Origin of the sequence: Gordonia liuliyuniae (genome assembly GCF_021739025.1) — a bacterium.
Lineage (GTDB): Bacteria > Actinomycetota > Actinomycetes > Mycobacteriales > Mycobacteriaceae > Gordonia > Gordonia liuliyuniae.
Genome location: NZ_JAKKOT010000002.1, coordinates 610,507 through 632,307, shown reverse-complemented (window position 1 = coordinate 632,307; position 21,801 = coordinate 610,507). Strand labels below are relative to the sequence as shown.

15 protein-coding genes are annotated in these 21,801 nt (G+C 68.0%); 4 read left to right on the top strand and 11 right to left on the bottom strand.

The window, feature by feature from the left end:
• Positions 1–3: 3 nt before the first annotated feature.
• From L5G28_RS03935 to L5G28_RS03910, 6 genes are all read right to left on the bottom strand, one after another.
• A complete protein-coding gene (locus L5G28_RS03935; RefSeq protein WP_237000375.1) occupies positions 4–1,206 on the bottom strand; it encodes a hypothetical protein in 1,203 nt (400 codons plus the stop codon).
• 127 nt (positions 1,207–1,333) lie between these two features.
• Positions 1,334–2,434, bottom strand: a complete 1,101-nt coding sequence (locus L5G28_RS03930; RefSeq protein WP_308191945.1) for an acyltransferase family protein — start codon at positions 2,432–2,434, stop codon at positions 1,334–1,336.
• A complete protein-coding gene (locus L5G28_RS03925) occupies positions 2,434–3,048 on the bottom strand; it encodes a response regulator transcription factor (protein ID WP_236998041.1) in 615 nt (204 codons plus the stop codon). The genes L5G28_RS03930 and L5G28_RS03925 overlap by 1 nt, the downstream gene beginning before the upstream one ends.
• On the bottom strand, positions 3,045–4,280 hold the full coding sequence (locus L5G28_RS03920) for a sensor histidine kinase (protein ID WP_237000373.1): 1,236 nt from the start codon (positions 4,278–4,280) through the stop codon (positions 3,045–3,047). Before L5G28_RS03920 ends, L5G28_RS03925 begins: the two co-directional genes overlap by 4 nt.
• Positions 4,281–4,321: 41 nt before the next feature.
• Positions 4,322–5,089 carry an ABC transporter permease gene (locus L5G28_RS03915; RefSeq protein WP_236998043.1) on the bottom strand — a complete coding sequence of 256 codons (768 nt, stop codon included), beginning with the start codon at positions 5,087–5,089 and terminating at the stop codon, positions 4,322–4,324.
• Positions 5,090–5,150: 61 nt separating this feature from the next.
• Positions 5,151–6,056 carry an ABC transporter ATP-binding protein gene (locus L5G28_RS03910; protein WP_237000372.1) on the bottom strand — a complete coding sequence of 302 codons (906 nt, stop codon included), beginning with the start codon at positions 6,054–6,056 and terminating at the stop codon, positions 5,151–5,153.
• Positions 6,057–6,204: 148 nt separating this feature from the next.
• Between L5G28_RS03910 and L5G28_RS03905 the strand changes: the two genes are divergently transcribed.
• Positions 6,205–7,458: a sigma-54-dependent transcriptional regulator family protein gene (locus L5G28_RS03905; RefSeq protein ID WP_237000371.1), complete on the top strand. Its 1,254-nt coding sequence runs from the start codon at positions 6,205–6,207 to the stop codon at positions 7,456–7,458.
• Positions 7,459–7,461: 3 nt separating this feature from the next.
• Here L5G28_RS03905 and L5G28_RS03900 read toward each other — a convergent pair whose 3' ends face one another.
• Both L5G28_RS03900 and L5G28_RS03895 read right to left on the bottom strand, forming a co-directional pair.
• Positions 7,462–10,821 carry an arabinosyltransferase domain-containing protein gene (locus L5G28_RS03900; RefSeq protein ID WP_237000370.1) on the bottom strand — a complete coding sequence of 1,120 codons (3,360 nt, stop codon included), beginning with the start codon at positions 10,819–10,821 and terminating at the stop codon, positions 7,462–7,464.
• A gap of 13 nt (positions 10,822–10,834) precedes the next feature.
• On the bottom strand, positions 10,835–14,071 hold the full coding sequence (locus L5G28_RS03895; protein WP_237000369.1) for an arabinosyltransferase domain-containing protein: 3,237 nt from the start codon (positions 14,069–14,071) through the stop codon (positions 10,835–10,837).
• Between the two features lie 152 nt (positions 14,072–14,223).
• On the opposite strand from L5G28_RS03895, the gene exaC reads away from it, so the two are divergent.
• Together exaC and L5G28_RS03885 are read left to right on the top strand one after the other, a co-directional pair.
• On the top strand, positions 14,224–15,747 hold the full coding sequence (gene exaC / locus L5G28_RS03890; RefSeq protein ID WP_237000368.1) for an acetaldehyde dehydrogenase ExaC: 1,524 nt from the start codon (positions 14,224–14,226) through the stop codon (positions 15,745–15,747).
• 117 nt (positions 15,748–15,864) lie between these two features.
• A complete protein-coding gene (locus L5G28_RS03885; protein WP_236998049.1) occupies positions 15,865–16,278 on the top strand; it encodes a DUF779 domain-containing protein in 414 nt (137 codons plus the stop codon).
• A 54-nt stretch (positions 16,279–16,332) separates the two neighbouring features.
• Here L5G28_RS03885 and L5G28_RS03880 read toward each other — a convergent pair whose 3' ends face one another.
• The 3 genes from L5G28_RS03880 to L5G28_RS03870 are packed head-to-tail and all read right to left on the bottom strand — an operon-like array spanning position 16,333 to position 19,708.
• Positions 16,333–16,917: a TetR/AcrR family transcriptional regulator gene (locus L5G28_RS03880; protein ID WP_237000367.1), complete on the bottom strand. Its 585-nt coding sequence runs from the start codon at positions 16,915–16,917 to the stop codon at positions 16,333–16,335.
• A gap of 13 nt (positions 16,918–16,930) precedes the next feature.
• Positions 16,931–18,163: a hypothetical protein gene (locus tag L5G28_RS03875; RefSeq protein WP_237000366.1), complete on the bottom strand. Its 1,233-nt coding sequence runs from the start codon at positions 18,161–18,163 to the stop codon at positions 16,931–16,933.
• A 9-nt stretch (positions 18,164–18,172) separates the two neighbouring features.
• Complete coding sequence (locus tag L5G28_RS03870; RefSeq protein ID WP_237000365.1) at positions 18,173–19,708, bottom strand: NAD(P)/FAD-dependent oxidoreductase; 1,536 nt, start codon at positions 19,706–19,708, stop codon at positions 18,173–18,175.
• 155 nt (positions 19,709–19,863) lie between these two features.
• On the opposite strand from L5G28_RS03870, the gene L5G28_RS03865 reads away from it, so the two are divergent.
• Positions 19,864–21,624 carry a penicillin-binding transpeptidase domain-containing protein gene (locus L5G28_RS03865; RefSeq protein ID WP_372477172.1) on the top strand — a complete coding sequence of 587 codons (1,761 nt, stop codon included), beginning with the start codon at positions 19,864–19,866 and terminating at the stop codon, positions 21,622–21,624.
• Positions 21,625–21,801 lie beyond the last annotated feature (177 nt).

Sequence of the window (21,801 nt, the reverse complement as noted above, 5' to 3'; positions counted from 1 at the left end):
GCTCTACGGCTCGTAGCGCTGCCCAAGCTCACGCTGCACGCCCGGCCCCAGCTGGGCGATGTTGCCCTGCAACACATCTCGGTAGACGCGGAGTTGTTCTTCACCGCTGCGGACCTGTTGGGACAGGCGGCGGGTGTGGTCGGCCCCGAGCTCCCGGTCCCCGGACCGCGACAACAGGTGATCGATGCGGGCGTCGATCGTCGACGCCCTGTCGAACTCGTCGAGCAGCCGGAGTTCGCTCGCCGCGGACTCGACGGTCGCCGCGATCTCACTGAACGCGTGGACGCGGTCGACCAGCTCAGACCACACCGGCCGGAGCGCGTTCTCACGGGCCTCGATGTGCGCGATGAACCCGGCGTCGAATCCGCCGTTGTGCCTGGCCTGGTCGAGGTCGACGCGCAGCGCGCGCAGCGCGACGATGTCCGACGCGATCTCAGCGAGCTCTGCGTGCAGATTCACCTGGACGCGCTGCATCTCGAAGTGGTCCGACAGCCACGCGGGGTTGGCGCGGATCCGGTCGTAGTAGTGGCCCGCGACGAACAGCAGCGTCTCGTAGCCGTCGGCGAACGAGGCGCCGCGCGACGATGTTCCGGCGGCGACGGCATCGGGACCGAACACCTGCGCCGCCATCTCCTCCACCTGCCTGCGCGGTCCGCGGCCACCGACCTGTCCGACGACTCCGACGAACTTGTCGAACACATCCGTGCCGGCTTTGCGCGCTCCGGTCGGGCGATTCGGGACGGGCGTGCACAGCAGTCCGGAGAACAACTGCTCACGCTCGTCGATCTCGAGGTAGACGTTCTCGCGGCGTTCCCGTCGCACCGCACGGGTCCCGCTCGGCATCACCCCCTTGGCGACGACGACGGCGCGGTGTGCGTCCTCGCGGCGACGGTTCAGCGCCGCCAACCGCGACCGGACGATCGGCACGACGAGGCCGGGCAGCACCGTGGTGTCGAGGTACTTCTCCGCATGCAAGATGCTGCGCTGCACGCGCCGCAGTTCGCTGTAACCGTTCGACGGAGACGGCAGCGGAAGATTCAAGGACGCGCGCCGCACGAGCGTGCCGCGCGCGGTCGGCGTCAAATAGCCGGACGCGATGAGCAGACTTCCGAGGTCGGAGAGTTCGGGCGGCTGCCCGGGCACCCGAGCGTCGCTGGTCCATTGCCGGAGGTCGGCAGCGGTGACCGAACGGATGGGTGCAGACATGACCTCATGTTACCGGTGGTCGGCCCGTGCTCCAGGAGGTCTGCGTCACTGGTGGCCGGTGCGTGAGCACGTCACCTCCCCAACATCGCCTCCCCAGCATCACCTCCCCAACATCGCCTCCACAGCATCACCTCCATAGGGGCGACGTCGCCCGATGCAGAACCCACGCGATCGGCACGCTGATCGCGCTGGTCACCACGAACGCGAACAACACCGAGCCGGTGAACACCCGATAGCCGAGCAGGTCCATCACCAGTTCCAACACCATGACGTGGACCAGGAAGAACTCGTACGAGATCTCGCCGAGCCAGACCATCGGTCGCGACCGGCACAACCGGGACCACCAGTCGGACGAGCCGACCACGAGCGGGCCGATCAGACCGACGGCGACCACCGCGTACAGCGTGTGTTTGGCGACCGCCGCACCCGCATCGTTCGGGACGATCGTCGCCTCGCCCGCGAACGCCCCCGCCGACAGGACGAACGCGCCGGCGGCGACCGCGACGCTCGGGGTGGCCGGCCACGAACGGATCAGCCGGCCGAGCACAGCGAGCAGCATGCCTGCGACGAACCAACTGGCGAACGCCGGCGCCCACAGTCGAGCGGTCGGATCCACTCCGTCGCCGTGCGTCGCGAACGTCCAGACCGGCGAGACGAGCAGCAGCCCGCCGAGGACCACGATCAACAGATCCGGCCGCCACCTGCCCCGGCACACGTAACGCGCCAACGGCCAGGCGATCACCGGCAGCGCGACGTAGTAGACGACCTCCGCGGCCAGACTCCACATCTGGGTGAGTCCCGTGTGCAAGTGGCCGAACCCGTACACCTGCGTCAACGTGAGGTTCCGAATCAGCCCCGACATCCCGTGGCCGAGATCCGACGAGTCGGTGCGGAACACGAAGATGACGTAGACCGCGCCGACCGTCATCACGTACGCGGGCATGATCCGACGGACCCGATGCCACGCATACCGGCGAAGCGGCGGATAAACGCTGCTCTCGGCTCGCAGCGACCGCACCCACGGCGAGAACAGCAGATACCCGGACAGGACGAAGAAGATCGTCACCCCGACTTCGAACCGCGCGAAGAGCCTGCCCGCGTAGTCGTCGGTGTAGTGGCCGGTCCAGAACGCCGCGTGGGTGAGGCACACCGTCGCCGCGGCGACCGTGCGGATTCCGGTGAGCGCAGGCTTGCGTCCCGAGTCCGGCGCCCCACCGGCCGACGCGATCAGATCCAGCCTCGCTCGTGGGCGACCCGGGCGGCCTCGGCGCGCGTCGACGTACCCGTCTTCCCGATCGCCGACGACAGGTGGTTGCGGACGGTGCCGTGCGACAGATGGACCTGGGCGGCGATCGCGGCGACCGTGCCGCCGGACAGCGCTTCGGTCAGCACGTCCGACTCCCTGCGCGTCAACGGGTTCTCCCCGCTCGTCAGGCTCTCAGTCGCGAGGGTCGGATCGATGACGCGCAGCCCGGCGTGGACGCGGCGGACGGCGTCGGCGAGTTCGGCGGCAGGCGTGTCCTTCACAACGAACCCCGAGGCGCCCGCGTCGATGGCACGCCGCAGATAGCCGGGCCTGCCGAACGTCGTCACGATCAACGACCGCACGCCGGGCAGCGTCGCGGACACCTGCGCGGCCGCATCGATGCCGTCGATGCCCGGCATCTCAATATCGAGCAGACAGACGTGCGCACCGCAGTCCCGCGCCGCGTCGACGACCTCGTCGCCGCGCCCGACCTGGGCCACCACCTGCAGATCCGATTCGAGATCGAGGAGTGCGGCTAGCGCACCGCGGACCAGCGCTTGGTCGTCGGCCAACAGCAGCCGGATCGTCTCACTCACCGGTTCATCCCATCATGAGCGGCCCCGTCGCGTTCACGCCCGACACGGTCACGAACAGTAGTGGCGCGGACGGTCGCGGTGACCATAGTCGCGGTGACGAGCGTCCCGTGCTCGTCGGACTCGACCCGAAGTTCCCCACCCGCGTCGGCGACCCGTTCGGACAGCCCGCGCAGACCGTTTCCGAATGCGAGCATCGCCGAACCCGTTCCGTCGTCGGCCACGGTGATCTCGTCGCAGCCCACCCACACCCGGCACGACGACGCCCCACTATGGCGGACGATGTTCGTGACCGCCTCGCGCAGCACCCAGGCGAACAGCGTGGCGTGCGGCGTCCGGGCCTCGGCCGGGTCGGGGAGGTCCGCGACGATCCCCGCCGCGGCCAATGCGCTGGCCGCCGACGCGAGACCGCTCGGCAGTTCCGGTGTCCGCAACCGTCCGACCGTCGAACGCACTTCGGCGAGCGCCTCCCTCGACAGCGCGTTGACCTCTGCGATCTCCGCTTTCGCGCGCTCCGGGTCGAGGTCGATGAGCCGGGAGGCGAGTTCACTCTTCACCGAGATGACGGTCAACGAATGGCCGAGGATGTCGTGGACGTCGCGCGCAACGCTCTCCCGTTCGGCGACCACCGCGAGTTCCGCGTTGAGTTCGCGTTGACGCTCCACGCTCTGTTCCCGGTCGCGTTCGCGTTCGCTGACCGCACGGATCGCGATCATCGTCATACCGATCGCCACCATGATCGCGATCACCCCGAAGTCGACGTCCCACCCGAGCAGTCGCGGCACCAGGTACGACGCGGCGATCAGCGCGAAGATGGCGGCGACCTGCACCCGGCGGGGCGCGATGAACGACACGGCCGCCATGAGGAAGCCCGCCAGCGCGAAGGTCTCCTCGTGAATGATCGGGAACAGCAGGCATGCGAGAACGACCAGAACACCGGCGACCGGCCACCGCCCCCCGTCTTGGTCGGCGTGCATGCTGCTCTTGTATGCGGCGCTCGGCACCGCATCCATCAGCAGCATGCACGCCACGAGGTAGACGGTCGCGAAGACTCCGAGATCGACGAGTCCGAGCGCCTTCACGAACGTCGTGTTGTCCGACTGCGCCACCGAGACCACCGGATAGACCAGAAAGATCATCCAGACGGCTCCGAACACCCAACGCCACTGCCGCCACGGCATCCGATCGTCGTCGAAGAACGTCACGATCCGATCGCGGGACAGGAGCGGACTCATCGGTGATCCTTCAACTCAGGTTCTTCGACTGGCGGTTTCTTCTACTGGCGCGCGCTACTGCGAGAGTAGAAGAACGCCGCCGCGACGGCGAACGCCCCGGCCCAGAAGACGATGTTCGCGACCATCACCCACACCGGGATCTGCGTCCCGTACACGGTCATGCCGTCGTCGAGCGGGTACCGCGCGAGCGAGACCACGCCGAACATCGGCGTGAACTCGGCGATCCGCAGCATCGCACCGCTGAGCGGGACGAACACGTTGCCCGCGAACGCGAGCAGCGCGAGGACGCCGCCGAGAGCCTGCATCGCGCCGTCGGACTTGAGGACGCTGCCGAGCGCGAGACCGAGCGCCGCGAACGACGCCGACCCGAGCCAGCCGATGCCGAGGCAAGCGACCCACACCCAGATCGGGGCGCTTGCGCCGCTGATCGCGCCGACTATCGCGAGCACCACGACGGGCAATGCGCTCATCACGAGCGCGAGCGCGATCTTCGTCGACACGTACCCGGACGGTTTGAGGGGCGTCATCATGAGGGTGCGCGTCCAGCCGGCCTGCTGTTCGATGGCGACCGCCGCCGCATTGGACGCCGCTGCCAGGATCGCGCCGTAGACGGCCATGCCGACGAGGACGTAGAACGCGACGTTGCCGTCGCCGACACTGTCCTCACTCGATTGAGTGGCGCCGAAGACCAGGTAGAGCAGGGCGGGCATGGCGATGGTGAAGATCATCGCGCGACGGTTCCGCAGTACGCGGCGGACGTCGAACTTCAGGTAGGTCGGCGCGATGGCCGCGCCAGTGAGAACAGACATGTCAGGTTCCTTCGATGAAGTGAGGCGGGTAAGAGGTGAGGCGGGCAAGAGGTGAGGCGAGTCAGGCGGTGGCAGTCAGGGTGACGAACGCGTCTTCAAGGTTGTGCGCCGCGATCTCGACGTCCCGCGCGTCCGTGCTGGTCAGCAGATAACGGGCGAGGCAGTCGGAGTCGGGCGACGACAGGTAGAGGCGGCCGCCGCGCCGTTCACGCACCTCCAGGTCGGTGAACACTCGCCGCAGATCGGGGATCGCACCGTCGTCGAGCACCGCGGACACGACGCGACGACTCGCACGCGTGCGGATCTCGGCGGTCGACCCGTCTGCGACGATCCGACCGCCCGCGATCATCACGATCCGGTCGGCGAACGCGTCCGCCTCCTCCAGGTAGTGGGTGGCGAACACGACGGTCCGACCATGCCGCGCATCGGCGCGCATCGCCGCCCAGAACGTACGTCGCGACTCGACGTCCATGCCCGCCGTCGGCTCGTCGAGAACGATCAGGTCCGGGTCGGGCAGCAGCGCGAGCGCGAACTTGAGGCGTTGCTGTTCGCCGCCGGAGCACCGCGACACCTTGCGGTCGGCGATGTCGGCGATGTCCGCACGCACCATCACCGCGTCGATGTCAGCGGATCGATCGTGCAGCGACGCGACGACCCCGACGGTCTCGGCGACCGTGAAGTCGTCCATCAGTCCGCCCGTCTGCATAACGGTGGCGACCCGCCCGGCACGTGCGGCTTCGCGGGCTGGCCGGCCGAACACGCGGACGTCGCCTGCATCGGGCGACGTGAGGCCCAGGATCATGTCGATCGTCGTCGTCTTCCCGGCGCCGTTCGGGCCGAGGAACGCAACGATCTCGCCGGGACGAATCGCGAGGTCGATCCCCTTCACCGCGTCGACCACAGAGCCTTTCGGTCCGCGGAAACGCTTGGTCAATTGTGCGACTTCGATGGCTGGTACGTGGTTCATGACATCTACGATTCCGCTCCGGCGACCATGACGCCTCGCGCAGATGTCACGTCTTGCCCGTGACGTCTGTCAGGGGTAGCAGACGCTTCGTGACGCGGATCACGGATCATTTGGCACAATCAAGGGCAGAGTGCGACCGGAGGATGCGATGTCGGATGGCAAGGCGACCGTTACCCGGGTGAAACGTGCTTACGAACAGTTCCTGTCGGGTGTGACGCCATCCGAGGGAGCAGTGCGTTCCATGGTCCAGGAATCGTGGGTCCGGTCGCGGAGCCGCGGCGTCGGAGACGACCCTGATGTGACGCCGGACGACATGTCCGACAACGACTTCTCCGAGTATCGGGCGGCGCACCGTCTCGCGCAGGTGCGGCCCCTGATCACCTCACTCATGCTCGACGACGTGGCCGACGCGGGAGTCGTCGTCGCACTCACTGATCGCCGGGGCCGTCTCCTCTGGGTGGACGGCGACCGGTCGACGCGCGGAAAGGCCGCGAAGATCAACTTCGTCGAAGGCACGGTGTGGAGTGAGGATCAGGTCGGGACAAACGCGCCCGGGCTCGCGCTCAGTCTGGACCGCGGCGTCCAGATCATCGGTCCCGAGCACTATGCGAGCCCCGTCCAGAAGTGGAACTGTGCGGCCGCGCCCGTCCACGACCCGCTGACCGGCGAGGTGATCGGCGCGATCGACGTGACCGGCGGGGCCGCGGCCGCAGCACCGTTCGCGCTCGCCGCCGTCCGGTCGGTGGTGGCCGCGGTCGAACGCGAACTCCGGTCGACGGCCGTCGACCTCTCCCCTGAAGCGATGCTGGACTGTTCGCTCGACTCCCGGCTGACGGTGTTGGCGGGTGAGCCGACGTGGTGCGCGCCCGGCGGACGACGGCACGTCCTGTCGCCGCGGCACGCCGAGATCTTGCTGCTGCTCCATCTGCATCCCGAAGGCCTGTCGACCGACCGTCTCGCCGACCTGCTGTCGGACGACGACCTCGGCTCGGTCACCGTCCGCGCCGAGATCTCCCGACTGCGCCGCGAGGTCGGCGACGCGGTCGCCTCCCGCCCCTACCGGCTCACCGGCGACGTCTCCTCCGACGTCACGGACGTGCGCCAGAACATCATGACGGGCGACCTGCGGGCCGCCGTCGCCACGCTGGGTCGAGGCGGACTGCTCGCGGACTCGCTGGCGCCCGGCATCATCGACGCGTTCGACGAGATCCGGGAGGACCTCCGATCGGCCGTCTTCGCCAGCCGGGATGTCGCGACGCTGCAGGCCTGGGCGTCGTCGCCCCACGGCCACGACGATTTCCAGGCGTGGACGACACTGCACCGCGCGCTGCCGCCCGGACACCCGGACGCCGCGATAGCCGCGGGCCGGGTCCGGCTGCTCAACCGCCGTTTCGGCGTCTGAGGGTCAGTTCGAGTTCTTGTACGGGCGCATCGGGCCGGGCGTCCACAGGCCGTTGTGCTTGGTTTCGCTGACCTCTAGTTCGGCGGTGACCTGCGGGACGAGCGGGACCAGACGGCGCAGGGAACCCCAGTCCTCGGCCCACGCGTTGCGCAGATAGCCGGGCTTGGTGATGGACCGCAGCGAGTTCTGGGTGATGCCGAGCGGACCCCCGTAGTCGCCTGCCATCCACCGCTGCGAGTTGACGCGTTCACCCTCTGCGTCCGGCGTGATCCGCCATTCCGGGACTTCGAGAACGCCGTCGACGGCCGCGGCCGGACGCTGGCACGGGAACGCCAACGCCACTTCCCAGTCGAGGAGGACGGGAGCCTCGCTGCCGACGAGAGAGTTCACCGTCGTCAAGTTCGTGACCCGCGGCGGTGTGACGGCCACCCACTGGTTCGGGGCGGGCGAGACGTCGTCGGCGACGATTCGCACCACGGTGGCGCGTGGCGGCGCGTCCTTCAACGGGAAGCGCAGGTTGCGCCATTCGGGGGCGCCGCCCGCATCCAACGGCGTCATCGACGCGACCGGCGTGACGGCCCCGTCACGGCCGACTCGACCGAACTCGAGGCGGACCTTCTGTCCGCTGTTGAGCACGTTCAGGTCGTCGATGTACTCGATCTGTCCGGCGACCGACATGGTCACCAGCGGCGCGTCGTCGCTGCGTTCGGGCAGGCCGTACCAGTCGGACGTCAAGTGCCCACGACTGTCCGGGGCTCCGTAGGTGCCGAGCACGGGCACCCGCTTCTGATCGAGTCCGAACGGCAGCTTCACGGCCGAACCGTTGACGCCGCGGGTGCCGACGGTACCGCCCCCGGTGTCGCCCGATCCGGAGTCCGTCGACGAGTCGTCGGCGTCCTCGTCGCTCGACTGCTGGATCGCTCCACTCGAATCGTCGTCGTCGGAGCCGGAGTCGGAGTTCTCGGCGTCGGCGTCCAGATGAGCTGACACACCGTCCGGGGCGAAGCCCTCGGACTCGCCGGCCAGCGCGGCTCCGACACCGACGTCACGTTGCCCCGCGACGTCGGCAGGCGCGAGCAGGCCCTCGTTCGGGTCTGCTTCGACGAGCACGTCCTCGGCGAGGGCACACGGCTTGCCCCGGAACGAGTCGATGTTCGAACTGGTCCACGTCCACGAGTCGCTTCGCGCGGCCTTCGCGAACGAGGCGAAGGTGAAGAGCAGGACGATGGCGCACACGATCGACAACGAGTACGTCGGCATCCGGCCGATGAGACCGGTGTTCGCCGGGATCGGAGCCTTCCCGCTCTGGTCGAGTTGGTCGTCGCGGTAGTACTGCCACACGCCCAGCAGTGTGATCGCGACCGCGACCGCCAGGATCGGCCAGAACAGGCCGACGCCGCCGATGTGCGGGGTGTCGTCGGCCCACGGGATCCCGTAACTGCCGACGTACCACCACTGGTTTCGTCCGGCGAAGGCGACGGCGAGCGCGTACGCGGCAGCGGCGGCGAAGAACGTCCGATTGCAGCGACGGGTCAGCACCGCCGGCCGCACCATCGCGGTCGCGGCGGCCGCGAGAACCCCCGTCAGACACGCGATGGCGCCCAACTGGTGGGTCGCCTTCGTCGGGACGAACGCCAGGACGACGACGGCGCCCGCGGTGACGGCGACCAGCCGCCACAGCGGCGAACTGGGGACGCCGGGCACCCGTCGTCTGCTCAGCAGGACGAGGACGATGAGCAAGACCGCGAGGATTGTCACGAAGATGCCGATACGGCGCGCGATGGAACCGTCCGGAGTCGGATTGAGCAGCACGTAGTAGCGCATGCCTTCGTTCCACCATTTGTTGGTGGGACCGACGATGCCCTGGACGCGAACGCCTTCGATGATCGACGCGATCGTCTGGTCCGCGAAGATCTCGTAGAGGACCGCCAGTCCGGACGCGAGGAGCGGCACCAGCATGGGCAGCCACCCGTCACGGCCGCTGCGCGTCCGCAGACGCGCGATGAGCGGACGCAGTCCGGCGAGCAACGCGACGGCGGCGATCGCCCCGACCGGGTGGATCGTCAACGTCAACGCCGCGGCGATGATCGCCAGCGCCCACGGCACGAGGCGGCCCGTCGCGATTCCGCGTTCGACGAGGATCCAGGTGGCGAGCACACCGACGGTGATGGCGGGCTCCACGCGCAGACCGTTGTTGAACGGCAGCCAGACGGCGAGGAACGCGAGGGCGGCAGCCCAGTACGCGGCGTGCGACGTGCGGACCGCGCGGCCCAACCGAGGTAGGGCGAACCGGCTGATCAGGAACCATCCGGCGAGGCCGAACAGCAGCGGCAGGAGACGCAGCCACGGCACCGAGGTGCTGACCTGCATCCACAGCGAGAGGTATTGGTAGTGCCAACCGAACGGATCCTGCGGCACACCGAAATACCGATAATAGTTGTCGAGATAGCCTGCGCCGGGAGCGATCCGCCCCACCGTCACCTGGTATCCGTCGTCGGCTGTGTTGCCGCCGATGAACAACCAGACGATGAGCACGGCGGTCACCAGCACATCCGGGACACGGGGACGCCACCAGCCACGCGCCAACATGCGGCGCAGCTTCTTGCCGTCACGGGCGTCGAGGACCGCGAGCGCGACGATCGACGCGATCGTCAGCAGGACGCCGAGGATCAGCAGCGCGCCCTTCAATGTCGTCGGGCTCGAGATGAATCGGGTGTCGACGGTCGAGTGGAAGCTCAGACCGTCGGTCGCCGCCGTCTTCGGCAGGTCGGTGTAGACGCCGATGATCTGCGGACGCGAGTTCGGGTCGGGCACGTCGAACGTCGTCTGCGAGTTCGCGTCGGCGAACCCTTCCACGGCGCCGCGGGTGCCGTCGGTGTCGGCGTGCACGACGATGCGGCAGTCGGCGGACCGCTGCGCGTCGGTGCGCGGCACATTCAGGACCACTGCGTTGCGCTGGGTCACCAGGATCCGATCGGCGGTCGCACGCACGAACAGGCCGACGGTCCCCGCGTCCTCACCGGGCGCGGGCACGGTCGACAGGAGGACGCCACCGTCCTTCGGGAGGTCGGCGGCCAGACGGCACGGCACGGCGAGGTCCATGTCGACCGGCACGTACGAGACGTTGGGTGCGGCGACACTCTGCACGACCGGCGACGCACCCTGTTCGGTGGCCTGCGGCCAGTTCAGCTCGGTCTGCGTGTACGAGACCGGCAGGATCGGGGCGATCACGGCGAGCAGCGCGCCGAGCGCACCCGCCACGACCGCAACGATCTTCGCGATCTTCACGGTGCGCGCGCCAGGTCCGGTCGACCCGGCGGCAACGTCCTCCTGCGGCGTGTCCACGTTCTCCACTTCGCTCATAGGTTCCGACCGCTCACTCACTCGGCTCCACCGCCCTGATCGGTCCGGTCCGGTGCCAGCCCCAGCCGGTGCTCGTATCGGTGCTCACGTGCGCCTGCGGCGCGTCGGGCATCAACGGCGTCAGTTTGATCAACGCGCCCCAGTCCTGATGCCAGTCGTTCTCCAGATAAGTGGAGGCGGTGGACGGCGCGGTGGCCGCGTCGACGACTCCCTCGATGCCGCCGCCGGAGATGTGCTGCCACGACTTCGACTTCGACCCGGCGGTGATCTGGTCGGGCGCGATCTGCCAGGCAGGCACGTCGAACACGCCACGGTGCGCGGTCATCGGCTGCTGGCACGGGAACTGGGCGCCGACCGACAGGTCCAGGAGCACCGGCTGCTCGTGGCCGACGACCGTGTCGAGCGTCTTCAGTCGCGGTGCGCGCGGCGGGGTGATCGCCAGCCACTCGTCGGGATTGACGTTGGAGTCGTCGGCGACGATCCGCATCGCGGTCGCGTCCTTCGGCACATCAGCCATCGGGATCCGCAGGTTGCGCCACGGGCGGTTCGCTCCCCAGTCGGGGTCGATCGGGATCACCTGCGAGATGGTCTGGAACTCGTTTCCGGCGCCTGCCCGGCCGAACTCGACGATCAGCGACCGCCCGGGACGACTCGCGTCGTCCTCGTCGATCGAGTGGATCGATCCGGCAGCCGAGATCACCAGGAGCGGCGAGACGTCACGCGCGGGCAGTCGGTACCACGACGACGTCAACGTCGCGGTGCCGTCGTCATAGCCGTAACTGCCGAGGACCGGTGTGGTCGCCGGATTCAGGCCGAACGGCAGGGCGGCCGTCGACCCGTTGACGGTCGTCGGGCCGCGCCCACCGGTGGTGCCGGGCGTTCCGAGGGTCACCGAGAACGACCGCGAGACCTTGCGCCCGGTATGAATGGTGCCCGCGCCGATCCCGATGTTCTCGGGGACCAGGTCGTCGGCGACACCGTCGGGGGAGAACCCGCGCTCATCGCCGGCCAGCGCCTTCGACGCGCTGTCGGTGCCGATCGGCGTGAGCATGCCCGCGTTCGAGTCGGGCTCGACGAGGACGTCGTCGGCCATGCCGCACGTGTCGCCGGTGAGTGAACGCAGGTCGGCGGACAGGTGGGTGTACGTGTCCGAGCGGACGACTGCGGCCCGCGCGAACAGCGCGAACTCGGCGAGCAGCAGCGCGACGACGATGATCAGCATGGGCGCCGACCGCATCGCGGCACGCCAGCCGGACCGCTCCGCCACGGGGCGGGGCGGACGCACATGGCACCAGATCGCGGCGAGGAAGCAGATTCCCGTGAGGACCAGGATGATCGTCGGGAGCGGCTGCCCGGCCAGGCTGGGGATCTTGTCCGACCACGAGATTCCGAGGTCGAAACCCCAGCCCCACGCATTGGCTCCGGCCGTCGCCCCGGCGCACGCGAGCATCAACGCAGCGAGGTAGATCCAGAAGTCGCGGGCGCTGCGACGCGCCTGCTGCGCCATCACGACGACCACGACGGCGGCGAGAGCGGAGCCGAGTCCGGTGAAGACGCCGAACTGGACGGTCCACTTGGTCGGCGTGAACGATAGGAGCAGGACGGTCAGCAGGGTGGCGCCGACCAGACGCCAGACGGGACCGCGCGCAATCCCGGGGATGTGCTTGCGCCGCAACAGCACAGCGAGCGTCGCGAGCAGCGCGAGGACCAAGATCAGGACGGGTAGACGGCGGGCGAGGGCCCCGTCGTCGTGCGAGAGCGTCAGGAAGTAGTAGCGCAGCAGTTCCTGGTACCAGGTGGCGGTCGGCCCGACCGTGTACCGGACGCGGATGGCTTCGGCGACGGTCGCGATGGTCTGCTGACGGAAGACGATCAGCACGACTAACGCGAACGCGGCGCCGACCGGTGCCACGAGCGCCACCAGCCCGACGTCGCGGCGGCGGGCGCGCACCGCCCGCAGCATGGGCCTGCTGCCTGCGATGAGGACGGCGAGCGCGATGATCCCATGCGGTGCGACGGCCATCGTCAGGCCGGCGAACAGGGCGGCGAGCGCCGCGGGCAGGAGTTGACGCGTTGCGACGGTGCGCTCGACCATCCACCAGGTGAGGAGCGAACCGAGGATGATGACGGTCTCGCTGCGCAGACCGCTCGCGAACGGCATCCAAAATGCCACGAACACTGCCGCCGCGGTGAGGACGGCGAGGTGGGAGCGGCGCAGCGCGACGCCGAGACGCGGCAGGAGGACACGGGACAGGATGAACCACGACACCAGGCCCGCGACGAGTGCGGGCAGCCGCATCCACACGGTCGCGGTCGAGATCTCGGCCCAGTGACCGAGGAACGAGTAGTACCAGTCGAACGGCGCTTCGGGCACGTTGAACCAGCGATAATAGGAGCCGAGGAATCCGGCGTCGTCGGCGTTGCGACCCATCGTCAGGATGTAGCCGTCGTCGGACGATCCGGCTCCGAGGAAATGCCAGACGACGAGCGCGGCCGTCACCAGGATGTCCGCAGTGCGCGGGATCAGGAGTCGCCAACGACCTTTGGGAGCGAACCGGTGGCGGTAGCCGCCGAGCACGTCGAGTCGGTACGCCGCGAACAACGCGATCGCGGCGGCGATCACGCCGACGACCAGGGCGAGCCACTTGAGGATCGTCGGCGTCAGATCGAACCGGTTGTCGACGTCGACGTGCACGGCGAGACCCGACTGCTGTGCCGCTCCGACCTGCGCCGCGTCGAGCCCGGTGAACACGCCCGCGACGAGCGGCTTCTGCGCGTCCTCATCCGTGGCGGCTGGTCCGAGACCGACGAACTGCGCGAACACCGTCGGGCCGTCGGTCCACACGTGCAGACGGTCGACGTCTGCGAGCTCACCGCGGGTGGCCGACGCGACCTCGACGCCGCGGACGACGACCGAAGCGCCACGGGGCGAGGCGGTGATCGCGAGCGCGTTGTCGCGGAACCCTTCGGCTGACGACGGCATGGTCGAGACGATCGTCGTCGACTCGTCCTGCATGAGCGTGTCGCGCCCGATCGTCACATCGAGCCCTGCGGGCGTTTGCGTGGCCAACGGGGCGACGATCGACCCGTTCGCGGGGTCGAGCTGTTGTCCGGTCGGCCAGTCAATGGCCGCATCGTGCTGGGTGACCGGCAGGAACGGTGTAGCTACCGCTGCTGCGATCGCGATCGTCCCGGCCACAGCCGCGATGATCGCGTACGTCCGAGCGCGCGCTGTAGTCGGAGTAGGCATCGCGTCGATGCTAGGCCATGTCACCTGAGTCTTCCGTGAGTGATCGCCCTGCCGTCAGTTGCGCCGTTGCAACGTCACTGCAACCATCTCGAGCCTACTGTGTGCCTCACATCACTAACCGTCCTGCAAAGCGACATGAGAAGGAGTCAGCGATGACTGTCTACGCGAAGCCCGGCACCACCGGTTCGGTCATGAGTTTCGAGTCCCGCTACGACAACTGGATCGGCGGCAAGTGGACGCCGCCCGTGAAGGGCCAGTACTTCGAGAATCCGTCTCCGGTCGACGGCCAGACATTCTGTGAGGTCGCTCGTTCGACCGCTGAGGACATCGATCTCGCGCTCGACGCCGCACACGCCGCAGCGCCCGCGTGGGGCAAGACGTCGGTCGCCGAGCGCGCGGTGATCCTCAATAAGATCGCCGACCGCATCGAAGAGAACCTCGAGAAGATCGCGGTCGCCGAGTCGTGGGAGAACGGCAAGGCGGTCCGTGAAACGCTCGCCGCCGACATTCCGCTCGCCGTCGACCATTTCCGCTACTTCGCGGGCGCCATCCGCGCCCAGGAAGGTGGCATCTCGGAGATCGACAAGGACACGGTCGCCTACCACTTCCACGAGCCGCTCGGTGTCGTCGGACAGATCATCCCGTGGAACTTCCCGATCCTGATGGCGACGTGGAAGCTGGCGCCTGCGCTCGCAGCGGGCAACGCCATCGTCATGAAGCCTGCCGAGCAGACGCCGTCGTCGATCCTCTACCTGGTGAGCCTCATCTCCGATCTGCTGCCGGACGGTGTCCTCAACATCGTTAACGGTTTCGGTGTGGAGGCCGGCAAGCCGCTGGCGTCGAGCAACCGGATTCGCAAGATCGCGTTCACCGGTGAGACCACCACGGGCCGCCTGATCATGCAGTACGCGAGCGAGAACCTGATCCCCGTCACCCTCGAGCTGGGCGGCAAGAGCCCGAACATCTTCTTCGACGACGTGATGTCGTCCGACGACGGTTTCCTCGACCGCGCGTTGGAGGGCTTCTCGATGTTCGCCCTCAACCAGGGCGAGGTCTGCACGTGTCCGAGCCGTGCCCTCGTTCAGAAGGGCATGTACGACGACTTCATGGAGAAGGCTGTCGCACGCGTCGCCTCGATCAAGCAGGGCAACCCGCTCGACACCGACACGATGATGGGCGCGCAGGCCTCGAGCGACCAGTGGGAGAAGATCCGCTCCTACCTCGCGATCGGCAAGGAGGAGGGCGCGAAGATCCTCACCGGCGGCGAGCCCGCCGACCTGGGCGGCGACCTGTCGGGCGGCTTCTACATTCAGCCGACCGTGTTCGCAGGAAGCAACAACATGCGGGTGTTCCAGGAGGAGATCTTCGGCCCCGTCCTGTCGGTCGCATCGTTCTCCGACTACGACGAGGCGATCTCGATCGCCAACGACACCCTGTACGGTCTCGGCGCGGGCGTGTGGAGCCGTAACGGCGCCGTCGCCTACCGGGCCGGTCGCGACATCCAAGCCGGCCGTGTGTGGACGAACACCTACCACGACTACCCGGCGCACGCCGCCTTCGGCGGATACAAGCAGTCCGGTGTCGGCCGCGAGAACCACCTGATGATGCTCGGCCACTACCAGCAGACCAAGAACCTGCTGGTCGGTTACGCACAGAGCGCCAAGGGCTTCTTCTAAGCCCCCTAGACCTCGCCCGGGCCGGCGACCCCGGCCCGGGCGAGTACCAACCCGCTGTCGAGCCGGGTCGAGGCGCCTAACCTCGAACACAACACTGATGGTGAAAGGACAACGGTCATGTCTGAGACCCCGGATCGGGTGACGGCGACGGAGTCCGCCGTCGAACTCCTCACGAAGCTCTCCGAACTGCACGGCGGTCTGATGATCCACCAGTCGGGCGGATGCTGTGACGGGTCGGCGCCCATGTGTTATCCGGTCGGCGAGTACCGGATCGGGCAACGCGACGTGCTGGTCGGCACGATCGGCCTCCCCGATCCGCTCCCCGAGGTCCGTGTCTGGATCAACGGCGACCAGTTCGAGTTGTGGAAGCACACCCAGCTGATTCTCGACGTCGTTCCCGGGCGTGGTGCGGGCTTCTCGTTGGAAGCCCCGGAGGGCGTTCGCTTCCTGTCGCGTTCACGCACCTTCAGCGACGACGAGAACGCGCTCCTCGCGGCGTCGCCCCCGAACGTCGGTGCCGACTTCGAATAACTCACCGACCCGCAGTTCACCGACGGCGCAGCCTCAACTCTGTTGTCGAGCTGCCTACCCGCACACCCAGGTCCGGATGAACGTCCGCAGCTCGTCGTCGGACCTGGGTGGATGGTTCGGGTAGAGCTGGAAGCTCAACCAGATCCGCATGACGAGTTCGGCCAGCCCCTCCATGGCGGTGCTGTCGTAGCCTTCGCCGTTCCAGTCGACGTTCAGTCGGCGCAGCATCTCCGCACCGAGTGCGACGGCGCCCGACGACGTGGCCTCCCGCGTGAACAACTCCCCTTCGCCTTCGCGGAGCATGAGCCCGAGGGCGGGCTCCTCGGGGAGTCGGCGCAGGCAGTAGAGGATCGTCTCGGTGATCGCGTCGTCGACGGTCTCCACCCACCCCAGTTCCTCGCCCATCCGGTCGAGGAAGTCGCCGGCCCCGGCCGCGGCGACAGCCGCGAGCATGTCGTGCACCGAGGAGAAGTAGCGGTAGACGGTCTGCCGGGTGACGCCTGCCTCTTCGGCGACGTCGCCCAGACGCGTCTTTCGCAACCCGAACCGTTCGACACAACGGGTGGCCGCTTGAAGGATCCGATCACGGGCCTCATCGGCGCTCTGCGGCAGATCCCCCTGCCAACCACGAGTCCTCACACCGGCCATGTTCTCACACGGTCGTCGCCGTCTCGTCCGACGCCGAATCGGACTCTGCGGACTCGACACGCTCGGCTCTGCCGCGTCGAACGGCGAGGGTCAGAACCCCGATCGCGATCACATAGCAGCCGATCACGTACGGGAGGCTGCCGGTCGGCGTCCCGGACTCCGGCGAGGCGTCGGAGCCGGTCACGCCGTCTACGGCCCCGAAGTACGACGGCAGCACGACGATCCAGAGGACCGCGTGCACGCCGAGGAACAGCCAGGGGAAGAAGCGTAGGAACGGCGCAGCCTCGCGTGCCGGTCGGGCCGACGTCGCAGGCAGACGACGCAGCTGCCACGCGAGCAGAGCCAGTCCGATCACCCAGACACCGAACACTTGGATCGCGAACACCACTGTCTGCGCGGTCAGGTTCGCTCCGTCGCCCCGCCCGAAGACCGCAGTGGTGATCGACAGCAGCGGCATGGACACCACCGCGACCGCACCTGCGACGACGATCCGCCAGGTGAGCGACCAGCCCCTAACCGAACGACCCTGGGTCGTCGGATTCTTCACCAAGACGACGCACATGAACGTCAGGACCGCGAACGAGACGGTCGCGAACAGCCACGCGCTGCTCCACGGGACCGATTCGAACAACGGGACGGCCGATGGATTCCCGAGGACGTCGGGCTGCGCGCCGTAGAACGGCTCGTCGACGTTCCACGCCCACCATTTCAGTTGCGGTCCGAGCTGGTCGAAGATCTCGTAGAACACCTGGTAGACGAGACCGAACACCACCGAACCGCGCAGCGCCGACCATTTACCGCCATCGAAGAAGCCGAGGGCGCGGACGATCTCGTAGGCCACCTGACTCATCGCCGGATAGAAGCACACGATGTAGAGCGGCAGTCTGTCGTACATGAGGTCGACGGTGAAGACGTTGTGGGCGAACATGAAGCCCATCGCGTCCTGCATGCCGAACCATTCCGGAAAGTACAGCGGCGGTTCGATGATGAACAGGTAGACCAGCGACCCGAACCACAGTGCGAGGTTCGTCGGGTCGCCGTCGCGGCGAAGCCTGCGCACGGCGTGCACGAGCGCGAGGATCGCGCCGACGACGATCAGGAGTTCGAGGATCGGCAGCGTCCAATTCGCGAGATCGAGCGGATTGCGCAGGGTTACGATCGGGTTCGCGTCCTCACAGACGAAACCGAGATACCGGGTGATGACGAATGCCGGAGTGTCCGGGTCGCAGACGGCCATCGTCGCCCCCTACGCCCGCGCCAGGCTGCGCGGGTCGACGCCCCGCGGAATGACTTGGGCGCGGCCGCCCGGCGTCGGGACGCCGTCGCGCCAGATGTCCGACGGCGGGGGAAGTTCGCAGTCGAAGCCCATCGGCAGTCGGGTCCGGCCGAACAGTCGTTTCACCCCGTGCCGGGCGAGCCCGAACAGGACGCGTGGGCTCTTGACCATGTCGGTGACCGACTCGTCGAGGTTGAACACCGCGGTGAAGTGCTCTTCGACCTTCGCGTCCTCGCGGACTGTCGCCGAGATGTGGTTGAAGATCGGCCATGCCCCGCGGAACGCGAGCCGCTGCCGCCACTGCGGGGCGAGCTCCGTACCCTCCGCGTTCGCGTAACCCTGGTCGCGGGCCAGGGCGAGCGTCCAGATGTCGTCGAGCAGCGATCGCTGGGCCGCGAAGTAGTTCTTGGTGAACGCTCCGTCCACCGCCGACGCGCCCTGCAGATGATCGGCCAGCAGCACCGCACACTTGCTCGCCGAGCTCATACCCTGCGCGTAGAACGGATTGAATCCGCAGATGGCGTCGCCGATCACGACGAGGCCGGCGGGCGGGTTCTCCAGCTCGTCGTACCGCCTGCGACGGTTCCCCGTCGACTTCGTGACGAACACGTCCGAGATCGGCTCGCACAGATCGACGGCCTGGCCGAACGCCGGCGCCCGCAGTTTGTGGACGGTCTCGACGAATTCCTCGTCCTCGCGCGGCATCGGATGGCCCCACGAACCCATCGTCACCAGGACGCGGTCCCCTTCGATCGGGAAGATCTGGCAGAGGAAATCGTGCTCGGGCGGATGCGGTCGGGTCTCGGCCGTGGGCATCACCGACATCTGCGCCCACCACCACCAGTCGGGCAGGTCGGCCGGCTTCTGGTACCAGCGCGACGTATAGGTGACGCCCGCGTCCAGCGACTGGATCGGCGTTTCGGACCAACCTGCCTTGGTCAGCCACTTGGAGACCTGTGATCCGCGGCCGAGGGTGTCGATGACGAGGTCCGCGTCCACCAGGTCTCGGCTCGATCCGGTCTCGCGTCCAGTGACCCAGACGCCGGTGACCCGTCCGGCGTCGGAGCCGCCCCCGACGGTCTCGAGTCCGACGACGGCCACGCCCTCCTCGACCTCGACGTTCGACACGTCGGCGAGCTTGGCCCGGAGCGTCCGCTCGATGAGGAGCCGTGACGAGTAGACCATCGACATGGTGCTTTCCCCGCGCGGGACCCAGCCGGCGCCCTCGCAGTGAGCCGCGGCCTGCGACGGCATCATGTGCAGTGCGCCCGCCTCGATGAGCGCGTCCTCGAATCCGGGGAAGATCCGGTCCATCGCGCGGCGGCCGGAGTTGAGCAGGAAGTGCGGATGTTTGCTCTGCGGCACACCGCGGCGGTGCTCGGCGTCCTCGGGGATCACATCGCGTTCCAGGACGAGCACTTCGTCGAAGTACTCGGCGGCGGCGCCTGCCGCGCACATTCCCGCGACGCTTCCTCCGAGCACGACAGCACGGCTTCCCAATCTCATCACATTCACCTTTACGTCATACATTTTCTGATTGATGTCATATCGTAGGGCGTGGTGTGCGTCACGTCAACGAAGTCGCCGACAGGTTAGATTCGGGGCATGGACATGCTTCGACACATCCGGGCCGTCGTCATCGAACGCGGGCGACCGTGCTGATCACGACGCGACGCATCGCCGCGGCGACGGTCGTGGCGCTCATAGCAGGCTTCGGCGTCGCCTGCGGATCCGATGAGTCACCCACCGAGAGGCTCGCCGGCGCGTTGACCGGCCACGATCCGGTCGCGGCGGCCGAAACCACGACCGAGGGACCTACCGCGAGGAAGGCGTTCACCGACACGTTCGACGGGATGGGCGAGGCCACCGCGGACGTCTCGGTGAACGACGACGACACCGAGTTCACGTGGACATGGACGCTCCCGAAGGACCGCACGGTCACCTACCGGACGCCAGTCGAGACGTCGGGCGACCACGTGACGTGGTCGCCGACCCTCATTCACCGGAGTCTCCAAGCGGGCGGCCGCCTGCTGTACAGCGACCTGAAGAGTTTCGACACTCCGGTGACGGATCGACAGAACCGTCCGCTGCTCACCTGGCAGACGGTGACGGTCGTGTCGCTCGACGCCGGGAAATCGGAGTCGGCCGAATCGGCGTCGGCGTCTGCGCTGGCGGGGAAGCTGAAGGCGGTCGCACCGGAGGTGTCCGCGTCGTCGATCCGTGCCGGGCTTCGCGGGAAGCAGGGTCCGCAGACGGTCGTCGCGCTGCGTGCAGCGGATGCGAAACGGGTCGGTTCGCTCGAGCGCATCGACGGTGTGACGACGCGTACCGAGGGGCGGTTGTTGACCGCGGAGAAGAATCTGCGGTCGCCTGCGACGAGCGGCCTCGAAGAGCATTGGCGGACGGTGGTCGACGCAGCGGCGGGCGCCGCCGTCACCGTGGTGAACGCTGACGGCGAGCCTACGAGCGATGTCCAGAAGTTCCCCGGTAGGACTCCGGCTCCGGTGCGCACCACGCTGGACGTCGCGCTTACGCAGGCGGCGAACGACGCCGTCGCTGAAGAGAAGCGTCCCGCGATGATTGTCGCGATCCGGCCGTCGACGGGCGGGATCCTGGCCGTGGCCCAGAATTCCGCGGCCGACGAGGACGGACCGATCGCACTGACCGGCCTGTACGCGCCGGGGTCGACGTTCAAGACGATCACGACGGCGAGCGCCTTGAAAGCGGGGGTGACCACGGCGAACGCCCGGCTCGCCTGCCCCGGAACGCAGACGTTCGGCGATCGGAAGATCCCGAACGAGGACGAGTTCGATCTCGGCACCGTCCCGTTGCACACTGCATTCGCTCGCTCGTGCAATACGACGATGGCCGGGTTGTCGACGAGGCTCGGCGACACTGATCTCGCCGACACGGCCCGCACCTTCGGCCTGGGCGTCGACTACACGGTGCCGGGTCTGACGACGATCACCGGAGAGGTGCCGACGGCCGACACTCCGGCGAAGAAGGTGGAGAGCGGTATCGGGCAGGGGGCGGTCACGGCGTCGCCCTTCGGGATGGCGGTCGTCGAGGCGTCGCTGGCGGACCGGAAGACGGTAACTCCCACGCTGATCGACGGGCTGCGCACCGGGTCGAACACCGAGCGCGCCACGATTCCCGCCGACGTCGCGACCCCGATCCGATCGGCGATGCGGGAAGCGGTCATGTCGGGGACGGCGACGAGTCTGCGCGACATTCCGGGGCTCGGCGGCAAGACGGGGACCGCTGAGTTCGGCGACAACAAGCATTCGCACGGCTGGTTCGCAGGCATCGTCGACGATCTCGCGTTCGCGACTCTGGTCGTCGGCGGCGACAGCTCGACGCCCGCACTGAAGGTCAGCGGCGATTTCCTCCGCGACGCCGAAGGCGACCTGCCGATCGCGTGACGGCACAGCCGGGAAGATCCGCACTCACACCGCCATGCGCTGGGACGACGTCGCTGCACCCGATCACATAGGTCTCATGCCAGAGCCCGACCGCGTTCTTGTCCGCGGAGCGCTTGACGAATCCCCTCCACTTGGGGAGATGGGGTCCCGCGCCGAGCAGCGGGAATCGAACCGGAC